The following is a 12,211-nucleotide window of genomic DNA, read 5'->3' as shown; positions in this document are numbered from 1 at the left end:
GATTATTCGAAGAAGCATTCCTTAGTGGAGCACAAATCAACAGCCTGATTTAACACAGCCATTTTTTAAAAAGAAAAACTCCTTCTTTATTAGGTAGAAGGAGTTGGTGATTAATTACTGTATAGGGTTAGGTGATTTTGCTTCTTCTAACACTTGAGAAGTGTGTCTTCTTATGGACAATGCCAGTTCTGCAATGAAATATAAGATAACCGCTGGCCAAATCCATGCCCACAGTATTTCGACTGGTCCATAAACAGAAACGATTGCAGGATGAACCCATTTTATACAAGCTAAGGACAACAATATCCAGCAAAGAGAAAATGGCAGACAAATATGGCCGTGTATCTGCATGGGCATATCAGAATAATCCCACCATTGACGTTGAAAAAACTTTTGAAGCAATGCACCACTTATGTACTCAATAATAGTAGGAATGAAAAAACAGAGCAAAAGGATTATTCCCCAATTTGTTTCCGGACCAATTAAATAAACCAAAAGTACAGGGGCAAAGCCATACATAGGTTTAAAGGGACCGTGAAAAAAATTCGGTTTAAAAAATTTTCGTTTTGTCATGTAGCTGTAGCTATTTTCTAATATCCAACCAATTAATGAATAGGTAGTGAAATAAAAAACAACTGCAGAAACTCCTTCAAAGCTGATATCAATAGGAGTGGTAAAATCTAAAAAGCTAATCATATGGCTAAACCACCTTTCTTGGATATAAATTTTCCATTTTAGGTTTAGCACTCACACTCTCAAATATACTGATAATTTATGTAGAAAACAAATTTAAAGAGAGAGTTCTCTAACTCTCTCTTAGGTTTAAACTTCATCCAATTCTTTCATCAAACTTCCTTTGGTCCTGTACAAAAAGTATACCAAGTTCATAATGATCACCTTCATACAAGGCACGTTGAACGAAACGGACCTCACCATTTATGTCTAGAACCTCAAGCTTACAATGTGCTCGATTTTTTTGTAAAGCTTCATAAAAAACTTGTTCATCAAGAATTTTAACACCATTTATTTTTGAAATGATTTCCCCTACTTGAAGTCCCATTTTATCAGCAGGGGATTCGGGTATAATTCCAATAATCATTAAGCCGTTGTTTTTCTTTGAGAAGTAAAACGGTAAATTATCATCCTTCAATCGTTGCATTAAGGAGATTAATTCCCGGCCGATTATCGCCAACGCTGCTACTGCTATGGAAATTATCGGATACCAATAGCCAATAACAGATAAAATCAATATCAATATTCCAAGTGTTGTAACTCTACGCCCTTGTAACTGGATAGATTGTTTTGGCAGCATACCTTGAATTTGCTGGTTAAAACCAATCGCAAACGGTACCAGGATTAGCGAGTAGGATTCCGCTCCTATGTTGAAGACTGGCCACCAATCAAATGGCAGAGTCAAAGCCTCCCCAGGAATTAGTAAAAACATAGGCAGCAGCCAGAATCGTTTCACTTCGTGTGCTCCAACATTTTGTCCACGCTTGCTTTTTACCAGTTTTGGAGAGGTACCTTTACCTGCATTTTTAGTAATAAGAATTCCTTCTGAAATTAATAAAAGTGCCATTAAGATAACCAAGGAAGGATATACCTTTTCTTCTAAAACCTGAAATGTATCATTAAAAAGTGGTATGGTCCATTCATACTCAGTGATTAAAGTAATGGCAAAAAAAGCTGCACCTACCGTGTACACTGGTGACATAAGCCTAATATTGGTCGTTAAACTCCATAATATCGTAAAGAAAGCAATTAGAAGGATGGCTGCAAATGGAAGTGTTAACCCAGCCATTAATGTGACAATGGTAAGTACTAGACCCAGTATTAATCCTATAGGAAACAGCTGTCTTAGTTCAAAATAGGCATCAAATGTCCTTGTATTGAAATTTTTCCGTTCACGTTTAACCCTTGATACTCCCAGTATTCCTGAAAGGAAAATGAGATAGTAAAAAACCGGATGTAGAAAAAGTCTACCTGTCCCTTTCAACAGCTCAAAAAGCCATAATTGCACCAATTCCTCCACCTGCCTCTATCATAAATTCTACTATTCTAGCTCTAAAGATTATTTTACCAAAATGGAGGGATAAAACCTATTGCTAGATTCTTGAAAAAACAAAAAAATGTCGAATTTTTATGTATTCATAAAGATTCCACATACACTCTTCTGCGTAATTCGTGTTTTTTCATTAGGCTTCAACAAATATTTCCACGGAAATCTTGGTATTCCACAATCATACTTATCCTGAATTGTCGCACATAAAAAACAGAGGCAGCTGCCTCTGTTTACCTTTTATTTTGTAATTAGTCTTAATGCGGTTTGAAGCTGGATGTCGTTTTTCTCTTTTTTCATTTCTTTTATTACCTGTTCTTCTAGCATTGCTGCTGTTTTTGCATCAATTTTTCCCGTTGGCTGCAAGTTGTTGTTTTGCTGGAAAGCTTTAAGTGCTGTTGTGGTTTCTTTACTAAAATAACCATCTGTTCTTCCAGGAGCGAAGCCTAAACCAGATAATATTTCTTGAGCATTTTTGACCTGCTCATTGTTCATATCCTCTTTAAGCGGTTCTTCAATTTGAAGTGGATGTGTATCAAAGATGGCAGGCTGCTTGATTTCAACATCAGGTTTCACTCCTTTTTTGTGAATCCAGTTTCCATCAGGTGTCAACCATTTAAAGAGCGTCAGCTTAATATTGCTGCCATCTCCCATCGGAACTGCCTGCTGTACTGTTCCTTTACCAAAAGTCGTTTCCCCAACCAATTGATAGCCTGCCGCTTCTTTTAATGCTCCTGCTAAAATTTCTGAAGCCGATGCACTGCCTTTGTTAATGAGGACTGCTACTGGGTAATCCTTTTTCTCGGTAAGATTGGAGAAGTGCCGTTCCTTATCTCCATTTCGTTTCTCGATTTGAATAAATGGTTTTTCTTTCGTAACAAATTCTTTTAAGATATCCTCAACACTAACGAGCAATCCGCCAGGGTTTCCACGAACATCTATAATTAGGCCATTAATATCTTTTTTCTCCAGCTCTTTTAGCTCCTTTTTAAAATCAGCAGCTGTCTCTTGAGAGAACGAAGTAATTTCAATGTACCCTATCTTTTTTCCATCTAGTTTTTTCACAGAAGCATGAATGGTCTCAAGTGGAATTTCATCACGTGTAACATCAATGGTGAGAGGCTCCTTTAAGCCCTTTCGTGCGATTTCTAATTGGACCTTTGTTCCTTTTTTACCGCGAATTTTTAAGGTTGCTTTATTTAAATCTAGACCCTCAACACTTTTTCCGTCTACCTTCAAAATCTCATCATTCGGCTTTAATCCTGCTTTTTCAGCTGGTGAATTTTTAAATGGAGAAATAATGATGATTTTCCCATCCTCCATGCCTACCTCTGCACCTATACCTTCAAAGGATGATTCTAAAGCTTGACTGAATTGTTGGGCAGTTTCCTTATTCATATAAACGGAATAGGGATCATCTAAAACAGTAAGCATTCCTTGGATGGCACCCTCCACAAGCATCTCATTATCTACCTTTTCAACATATCGGCTTAGGATCAATTCATATGCCTGGTTGACCTTCGCAAGGTCCTCCATATCATTTTGATTTGTAACGGCTGTATCTGTTTTCATTAATGTTTGTTCAAGGGCTGTGTTTCCCTCTGTTTGTTCAAACCAATTCATTCCCACATATGTGCCCCCCGCTCCGGTAAGAAGCGAACCAACCATCATCAGGGCAATCCACTTACTTTTCATCCTGTTCCCCCTCATGTGCAGCTTCAAAAATTAATGAGTCTCTTACCCGTCTGTTTATTAACTATTATGTAAGGAATGGACGAGTTATGCCAGAAATATGGAGGTGCCCTTTTACTGATTTTTATGCAAAAAAAGGAAGAAGCATAGCTTCTCCCTTTAGACTTTATGGCATTGGTACAATTCCCACAGGATTGATTGCGTTACTCTTACTTCCATTCCATTGCCCTCTATGAAGTTCAAAGTGTAAATGTTTACCCGTTGAATCACCGGTGTTACCCATAATTCCAATTTGCTGGCCTTTTTTTACAACTGCTCCAGAGCTGACCATTCGCGCTTCCATATGAGCAGAAACCGTTGTATACGTTTGTCCATTCACAGAATGGGCGATAAAAACAACATTCCCATAACTGCTAGAATAGTAGGATTGAATAACAACACCATCGGCTACTGCCCAAATTGGTACATTTGCTGCACGATTAGCTATATCTATCCCATAGTGGAAGGAGCCCCATCTAGGTTCAAACCCTGATGTAAAAGTTCCATTCGCTGGCATTGTGAATGCTCCACTAGAAACAGGTGGAGATGGTTGTAACGGGGTAATATCCCCTCCACCACTGCCAGATTCAGAATTATTGTTGTTCGCAGCTGCAGCTGCAGCATCAGCGGCTGCCTTTGCTTCGGCAGCAGCTGCTGCTTGGCGTTGTTGTTCAAGCTCAATGGCTTTTTGAATGGCTGCTGATTGTCCCGCTAGAATTTGTGCCTCTTCTTGAAGCTCCATTTTATGCTCATGAATTTCATCTTCCTGCTCTTCTAACGAAGCTAATAACTTATCCTTTTCTGCTCTCTGTGCATTCAATTGTTGGTTCATTTTTTCTAAGTCAGCGAGCATAGTTTGAACACTAGCTAGCTCTATTTCCAGCTTGGCTTGATTTTCCTCGAGACTCTTTTTATCCGCTTCATGCTGAACTAGAATATCCTGGTCTGCCTGCATGATTGTAGCCACTGCACTTGCACGGTCAATAAAATCACTAAAGTTTTTTGATCCCATTAACACGTCAAGATAACTGACCATTCCACCTGTTTCTTGATAATTTCGGGCACGGTCTTTTAAAAGCTCATTTCTCTTATCAATTCGTTCTTTTGTCACCTTTATTTCTTCCTGGAGTCTAGTAATTTCTGTCTTTGTTTCCTCTAGCTCGGCCGTTTTTTCTCTGATTTTTTTATGTGTATCGCCAATCGAAAGATCAAGGCGAGTCATTTCTTCTTTTACATCTGCCTGCTTTGAGTTTAAACTATTAATCTGTTGATCTGCATTATTGATATCAGAAGATAATTCTGAATTTTTCTTTTGAATTTCTTGTTGCTGTTTTTGTAAGCCTGAAATAGAAGCCGCTTCAGCGATTCCCCCAAAAATACTGCTTACAATGAATGTTCCTGCAACAGCAAAAGTTACCAATGATTTTTTCAAGTCCCAGTTCTCCTCCCCACTTATACATTTATGTAAGGGCAAATCGTTATCCCCTGCTATTTAAATCAGGAAGGACATTTTACACTGCCCTTCCTGACAAAATTAAACCTTTAAGAACTTTCTAACTGACATCACACTGCCCCAAATTCCGATTAATCCTCCCATTAAAAGAAGGAGTCCAGAAACCTGATACATAAACGGGCTATATGGAAGAATTTGAATGAAGTTCCCTATTAACTTTGGTGCTAGATACTCATAAGCGTTATAGTAAGCAATCGATATTAAAATAATTGGCAGGATTGCACCAAGGATACCAAGCCATAATCCTTCTAAGAAGAATGGCCACCTAATAAAGTTATTCGTTGCTCCTACCAGCCTCATAATCTTAATTTCTCTACGGCGAGCTATGATCGTAATTTTAATAGTATTAGATATTAAGAATACCGCAGTGAAAAATAATCCAGCGATTAATACAATTCCTACATTTCGGCTTGCTTTGATAAAGTTAAATAATTTTTCAACCGTTCCCTTACCGTACACAGCCTTCGTAACATACTCTAGCTTTCCAATTTCCTTCGCTGCTTTCATAGTATCTTGTGGCTTTTTCGTTTTTACGATAAATACATCGTTAAGTGGATTGTCTTGTTCGAAAAGTTTAAACGCTTGTCCATCCTCACCCATGCTCTTAATTAACTCTTCAAGTTCTTGTTCCTTGGATGAAAATTTCACACTCTGTACTTCTGAAATATTTTCAATCACACTTTTTAACTTTTGCTGATCTTCATCATTTGCTGCAACATCGATGTGAACGCGAATTTGCACGTCCTCTTCTATGGTCTCTGCCACTTTATTGAGATTCATCATAATAACGAAAAAGACACCAACTAAAATGAGCGTTACCGTAACAGCACTTACGGAGGCAAACGTCATCCAGCCATTTCTTCCAATACTCTTAAAGCTTTCACGCGCATGACGGCCAAGAGTTCTAATTTTCATAACCGTAATCACCTCTTTGTTCATCACGTGCTATTTTACCAGCCTCAATCGCTATTACACGATGTTTAATGGTATTGACGATTTCCCGATTATGAGTTGCCATTACAATCGTAGTACCCCTGTTATTAATCTCTTCAAAGATATTCATGATTTCCCATGATGTCTCTGGATCAAGGTTACCTGTAGGTTCGTCCGCTATTACTACCTTTGGTGAGTTAACAATCGAACGGGCAATCGAAACACGCTGCTGCTCGCCTCCGGATAACTCTGTTGGAAGCATTCTTGCTTTATGCTTAAGGTTAACAAGGTCAAGTACTTCCATTACGCGCTTCTTGATATATTTCGGCTGTGCTTCAATAACTTCAAGTGCAAAGGCAACATTCTCATAAACGGTTTTCATTGGCAATAGTTTAAAGTCTTGAAAGACTACACCAAGATTCCGCCTGAAAATAGGCACTTTCTTATTTTTTATTTTAGCCAGGTTAACACCATTCATCGTGATTGTACCTGAAGTTGGGACTTCCTCACGATACATCATTTTAATGAACGTAGACTTCCCCGCACCACTTGGACCAACTACATAGACAAACTCGCCTTGGTTAATCCGTACGTCAATCCCATTTATGGCAGTAACCCCATTTGGGTACTTTTTAAACACATCCTGCATTTCTATCATTTTAGATCACCTTTATAAGTTAGTTTCGAACCAATATTATTCGACATTAACCTCTTATTTTCTTGCACAAAAACAAAATCCTAGACAAAATACTGCAGGATTTCGCATAAATTCATTATAACACTCTATAGACGTAAAAAAAGCGGTAAAATTATTACAGTTTCTTTTCAAAACCTACATAAATTGTTATATATATCCTAGATTTTTCGACAAAATCATAAAATTCCTATGAAAATATTAAGTTTTTGTAAAAATAAAAAACGTTCTGTATAAATCACAGAACGTTTACAATCATTACTTTTTAGCTGAAAGCCAATCTGCAACCTTATCAAGGTCTTCGCCTTCAATTAGACCTGCTGGCATTCCGCCATCTGTACCATCTTTGATGATAGCAGCAATTTCATCTTTTGACTTGCTAGCTCCAACAGCAGTTAGGTCAGGTCCCATACCACCCTTTAAGTCACCGCCATGGCAGCTCGAGCACTTTTGTGAATAAACTTTTTCAGCATCACCTGCTTGTGCTGTGTCTCCACCCTCGTCGTCCCCGCCGCCACATGCAGCAAGACCCATAACTAGAGCTGTTCCCAGTAACATCTTTAGCAGTTTTTTCTTCATAGTTACTCCCCCTTAATGAAAAAATTACCATACGAAGATAGTATAGCAGTCTTACGCCCTTTTGAAACCTTCTCCCAGCACTTCAGAAGCATCCATAACGACGACAAACGCAGTCGGGTCAAGGGTTTTAACCAATTGTTTCAATTTTGTGAACTCACGTTGATCAACTACACACATAAGAACTGGACGTTCATTATCGGTAAACCCACCATATGCAGATAGTTTTGTCACGCCCCGGTCAATTTTATTTAGAATTCCCGCACGAACTTCCTCTTGCTTATTCGTAATTATCATCGCCGTTTTCGACCTGCCAAAACCAACCTGAACCAAATCTATCGTTTTGCTTGTTACATATAAGGCAATGAGTGCATATAATCCACGTTCAATATCGAACACAAGTGCAGCTGAAATGACGATAAGTCCATCAATCAGAACAACACTCGTTCCAAGTGTTAACCCTGTATATTTTGTAATAATTTGTGCCGCCAAGTCCGTTCCGCCTGTTGAAGCATTTCCTCTAAAAACAATTCCAAGCCCAAGACCTACTGCAATCCCGCCAAACAAAGCACTAAGTAATGCATCATTCGTCCACGGTTCAATATTCTTTGTTAAAAAAACAACAAATGGTAAAAATATTGTACCGACAAGGGTTTTAACCCCAAATTGTTTTCCTAGTAAAATAACTCCAGCAATAAACAATGGAATATTAAAAGCCCACTGAACGTAAGCAGGTTCCCATCCGAGCACGCTTAATAATATCGTACTGATTCCGCTGACTCCTCCTGAAGCAATTTGATTAGGCAGCAGAAAAACATTAAAGGCCAGCGCGATGATAGCAGATCCGATAATTACGTTTATGTATTCTAAAGCACTTTCAAATTTCGGTGCAGTCTGGTTACTTTTTCTCTTATTCATAGTGCAATTCCCCTCTATATTACCTTTTTGCTATATTTTCTAACTCAACCGAAGGTGAGTATAGCATGGCAATAATTTGCTGTAAATGGGATTGAGATAACGCATTAAAGGGTTAAATTTTTATTAGTATTTACTATTAAATAAAAAAAACTCGTCATATTCTTTGTGAGTTTTTTGGAGGTACAAAAGCTTGCCTGATACCCTCAGCCAAGTAATTGTGTTTTTAAAGTCAAATTAATGTTAACAAAAGAAATGACGCGAGCAATTTGCACACGTCATTTCAATTTGATTATGAAATTCTAGAACGAAGGTAAGCATCAATAAATGGATCCAAATCTCCATCCATAACACCTTGGACGTTTCCACTTTCTGCACTCGTCCGATGATCCTTTACCATTGAATAAGGGTGGAATACGTAGGAGCGAATTTGGCTGCCCCAGCCGATTTCCTTTTGTTCACCGCGAATTTCCAGTAGTTCTTTTTCCTGCTGTTCGATTTCGCGTTGATAAAGCTTGGCTTTCAACATTTTCATCGCTGCTTCACGGTTCTTAATCTGTGAGCGCTCATTCTGACAGGTAACAACAACCCCTGTTGGCATATGGGTAATCCTCACAGCTGAATCAGTGGTATTGATATGCTGTCCACCTGCACCGCTGGCACGATACGTATCTATTTTTAGATCCTCAGTTCGGATTTCGATTTCAATTTCATCATTAAATTCAGGCATAACCTCACACGATACAAAGGATGTATGACGACGGCCAGAAGCATCAAACGGTGAAATCCTGACTAAACGATGGACCCCTTTTTCCGCCTTTAAATAACCGTATGCGTTATGACCTCTTATCGCCAAGGTTACACTTTTAATCCCCGCTTCATCACCAGGAAGATAATCAAGTGTTTCAACCTTAAAGCCCTTTTTCTCTGCCCAACGTGTATACATACGGAGCAGCATCGATCCCCAGTCCTGTGACTCCGTTCCACCAGCACCTGGGTGCAGCTCTAATATCGCATTATGTTTATCATATTCTTCGCTTAGCAGCAGCTGAAGTTCAAATTCATTTAATCTTGAGGTCAGTTTGATTAACTCTTCCTCAAGCTCTGCCTGGAGTTCCGCATCACTTTCTTCTTTTACAAGCTCATAGCTTACTTCAAGATTCTCAAATGTTTCGAATAAGTCACTAAACTCATTTACCTGATCCTTTAAAGCATTGGCTTCACTAATGACAGTTTGGGCCGCCTGCTGGTCGTTCCAGAAATCAGGATGAAGCATTTGGTCATCCAGTTCAGCTATGCGCGCTTCCTTATTTTCAAGGTCAAAGAGACCCCCTGAAGTCCACTAATTTCTTAGCTGATTTTTCAAGTTCATTTCGAATTTCTGCTAATTCCATTTTCGTCACCTCTATAAAAATTACGGTCTATTTCTAGCATATGTCATAAGCGTTCGTTTGTTCCTTATCCATTATAGCCTGAAAGAAGAAGAAATTTCAAAATTGAATTCAATAGGCCATACCTTCTGTGTATAACTCTACTTATCAACAGGATAATTTCCAAATTCCTAAATGGCACCTGTGGATAAGTGAGGTTATTACCGTACTTTTTTAAAAAATCTAAAAATTCCATCCACATATCTACATGTCCACAGAAGTTATCTACAATTTAATAGAGGTTTTCTTATAATTTATAACTTATCCACAAGAAAAAGCTCTCCATTTCTATAAAATGGAGAGCAGCACAAAAATACTTATTAATTAATAACTGTTAATATGACATTTTTTACAATCGCTGTGTACACCATTATGAAGTTGCTTATGACAAGAGGAACAGGACGTATTTCCATCACTAATTGCCTTTACCACAACAGGGTCAGTACTATTATGACAGGTCTTACAGGTCATCTCTTCATTATTTTTATCGGTTCTGTCTTCTCTAGCATGTTCACTGGTTAAAGATTTCGCATGACATTGTGTACATGTATCCTCCGTTTTGTGAAGTTCAGGAATATCATGGTTGTTTAAGGTTCTAGTAGGGATTGTTAGATAGCCTTGATATCCTTTAACCCCAGATCCTGGCTGATGGCAAATAACACAATCGTTCATGGATCGGTTTTCAACTACACGAACCGGGAAATTAGGATCAAAGTTTTTAGCCTGATAATGGATTGATGGTGTAGAACCGTGTGGAGCATGTGCATATTGATCACCTTCTGGATCATCATGACACTGACTACATCCCGCTTCCACAGTGATATAATTATGACAGTTCTCACAACGATTTTTAGAATGCGTTCCTCCAAAGCTTAGTTTTTCTTTATGGACATTTTCTAATACCCCATTTGAACCTTCAAAGCTAGAATCATCATGACATGATGTACATGCATCTGCACTAGAATCATCCATTTCTTTATAGGTATTGGAATAAAATTTCCATTCCCTATCTAAGGAAATCCCTGATTGGTCAGCCACCTTTATAGTAACTGTATGATAACTTTCATTTTTCAAGTCCTTTGTTGGTGTATAACTAACTAGTCCTTTACTTTGGTCAAAATCAAAATTAACTGATTCATTATCTACTTTTACAACAATTGAATCAGCGTTTATCTCACCATTTGGCGATGTCACCACTGCCGAAATCGTTGGCTTTAAATCACTCAGCCCATGTTTTATCGGAGATACATCTGAAATATTTGGTTTAACTGCCGCTGTAAAATTCCAGGTGCGTGTAATTTGGTTTCCAAACTTATCTTCCGTAAATAACTCTAACGTATGACTTCCATTTGGGACCATTCCTTCATATGTCAAGGTAGCAGTCTTTCTAGATGTGATTACATAATCTCCATAATAATCAATTTCCCCTGGATATTTAAAATCAATTGCTAAAGGTTCCCCGTCTAATTTTAGGGTTACATTATCCTTGATATCTACTATATCCTTTAACCCAATACTCAACTTTAGAGGACCATCAGTGAGTGTCATACCATCCTTAAAGTAATTTAAACTACTGATTTCAGGTGGTGTAGAATCGACTATGAATTTCCATGTCTTTGTAGTCTTTTTTCCGATACTATCTATTGCTTCTAAGTAGGCAGTATAACTGCCGGTGGAGATGGAGTTAATAAATGTCACAGTTCCTGTATCTTTATTTATCTCAAGTGGAGTTTTAACTACATTATTAATTTTTAGCTGCACAGTATCCCAATTAATTGCACCATTATCAGTTACAACAGCGGATACTTGATTTAGAGTAGCTTGTTCACTATTATTAGCTGGGCTCATGTTAATAATCTTTGGAGCCTCTGCCACTGTAAAAGTCCACGTATCGCTATAAACAATAGATGAATCGGCTTTATCTTTCATACTGACCTCGATGGTGTTAACACCATCATTGAGATTTGTTGCATTAAAACTAATCGTACCTTCCTTGCCCCCGGTGTAGCTTTTGGCAGCAAAGGTTGCTGGAACTTGCTGTCCATTTACCTTCAATATTGCACTAGAACTATTTAATTCATTAACGCTTTTAATATAAACAGATATTTTTGAGTTCGATACTGTGATAGTGGCATTTTTAGCAGGGTAGTAATTTGAATAATAGGTGTCATTTGCAGAAACGATAAAGTTACCAAGTAAAACGGCTGTAGTAATTAATAACATCAGAATAATAATTTGCTTACTTTTCAACTTAAAACTTCCCATTTTTTCGGACATTTTTCATGCCTCCTTCTATGTTTCTAACATGTCAAAAAAATTTCCGCTACTATTTCATTTAGCCCCCCCTATTTTCACAAAAT

General features: G+C 38.0%; 10 protein-coding genes. All 10 read right to left on the bottom strand.

The features are described 5' to 3' along the window. Window positions 1–114 precede the first annotated feature (114 nt). The 10 genes from CHI06_RS01425 to CHI06_RS01380 all read right to left on the bottom strand — a co-directional run bounded on the left by CHI06_RS01425 (window position 115) and on the right by CHI06_RS01380 (window position 12,128). Window positions 115–696 carry a putative ABC transporter permease gene (locus CHI06_RS01425; protein ID WP_095246639.1) on the bottom strand — a complete coding sequence of 194 codons (582 nt, stop codon included), beginning with the start codon at window positions 694–696 and terminating at the stop codon, window positions 115–117. Window positions 697–829: 133 nt separating this feature from the next. Beyond that, on the bottom strand, window positions 830–2,023 hold the full coding sequence (locus CHI06_RS01420; protein ID WP_095246638.1) for a PDZ domain-containing protein: 1,194 nt from the start codon (window positions 2,021–2,023) through the stop codon (window positions 830–832). Window positions 2,024–2,299: 276 nt separating this feature from the next. After that, window positions 2,300–3,754 (bottom strand): S41 family peptidase, encoded by a 1,455-nt coding sequence (locus CHI06_RS01415; RefSeq protein ID WP_095246637.1) that lies wholly within the window; start codon window positions 3,752–3,754, stop codon window positions 2,300–2,302. A 163-nt stretch (window positions 3,755–3,917) separates the two neighbouring features. Further along, on the bottom strand, window positions 3,918–5,222 hold the full coding sequence (locus CHI06_RS01410; RefSeq protein ID WP_095246636.1) for a murein hydrolase activator EnvC family protein: 1,305 nt from the start codon (window positions 5,220–5,222) through the stop codon (window positions 3,918–3,920). A gap of 102 nt (window positions 5,223–5,324) precedes the next feature. Then, on the bottom strand, window positions 5,325–6,218 hold the full coding sequence (ftsX, locus tag CHI06_RS01405; protein ID WP_095246635.1) for a permease-like cell division protein FtsX: 894 nt from the start codon (window positions 6,216–6,218) through the stop codon (window positions 5,325–5,327). Continuing rightward, entirely contained in the window at window positions 6,208–6,894 is a 687-nt protein-coding gene (gene ftsE / locus CHI06_RS01400) for a cell division ATP-binding protein FtsE (protein WP_095246634.1), read from the bottom strand. The genes ftsX and ftsE overlap by 11 nt, the downstream gene beginning before the upstream one ends. Before the next feature lie 294 nt (window positions 6,895–7,188). Next, window positions 7,189–7,509, bottom strand: coding sequence for a cytochrome c551 (cccB, locus tag CHI06_RS01395; protein ID WP_095246633.1), 321 nt, complete (start codon window positions 7,507–7,509; stop codon window positions 7,189–7,191). 51 nt (window positions 7,510–7,560) lie between these two features. Beyond that, window positions 7,561–8,424 (bottom strand): YitT family protein, encoded by an 864-nt coding sequence (locus tag CHI06_RS01390; protein ID WP_095246632.1) that lies wholly within the window; start codon window positions 8,422–8,424, stop codon window positions 7,561–7,563. Between the two features lie 289 nt (window positions 8,425–8,713). After that, window positions 8,714–9,815, bottom strand: a protein-coding gene (prfB, locus tag CHI06_RS01385) for a peptide chain release factor 2 (RefSeq protein WP_133369034.1) whose coding sequence is annotated in 2 segments (ribosomal slippage) — window positions 8,714–9,742 and window positions 9,744–9,815 — 1,101 coding nt in all. Because the reading frame shifts where the segments join, the coding sequence is not laid out codon by codon here. 360 nt (window positions 9,816–10,175) lie between these two features. After that, window positions 10,176–12,128: a hypothetical protein gene (locus CHI06_RS01380; RefSeq protein WP_095246631.1), complete on the bottom strand. Its 1,953-nt coding sequence runs from the start codon at window positions 12,126–12,128 to the stop codon at window positions 10,176–10,178. Window positions 12,129–12,211 lie beyond the last annotated feature (83 nt).

It is taken from the genome of Bacillus sp. 7884-1 (genome assembly GCF_002272245.1).
In the GTDB taxonomy this organism is placed as follows: Bacteria; Bacillota; Bacilli; order Bacillales; family Cytobacillaceae; genus Neobacillus.
This window is presented reverse-complemented; position numbering and strand designations above follow the sequence as displayed.

What these genes read in the sequence shown, in the direction of transcription:
- CHI06_RS01425 (WP_095246639.1), bottom strand. Translation starts at nt 696, where the DNA reads ATGATTAGCTTTTTAGATTTTACCACTCCTATTGATATCAGCTTTGAA.
- CHI06_RS01415 (WP_095246637.1), bottom strand. Translation starts at nt 3,754, where the DNA reads ATGAAAAGTAAGTGGATTGCCCTGATGATGGTTGGTTCGCTTCTTACC.
- ftsX (WP_095246635.1), bottom strand. Translation starts at nt 6,218, where the DNA reads ATGAAAATTAGAACTCTTGGCCGTCATGCGCGTGAAAGCTTTAAGAGT.
- ftsE (WP_095246634.1), bottom strand. Translation starts at nt 6,894, where the DNA reads ATGATAGAAATGCAGGATGTGTTTAAAAAGTACCCAAATGGGGTTACT.
- cccB (WP_095246633.1), bottom strand. Translation starts at nt 7,509, where the DNA reads ATGAAGAAAAAACTGCTAAAGATGTTACTGGGAACAGCTCTAGTTATG.
- CHI06_RS01390 (WP_095246632.1), bottom strand. Translation starts at nt 8,424, where the DNA reads ATGAATAAGAGAAAAAGTAACCAGACTGCACCGAAATTTGAAAGTGCT.
- CHI06_RS01380 (WP_095246631.1), bottom strand. Translation starts at nt 12,128, where the DNA reads ATGTCCGAAAAAATGGGAAGTTTTAAGTTGAAAAGTAAGCAAATTATT.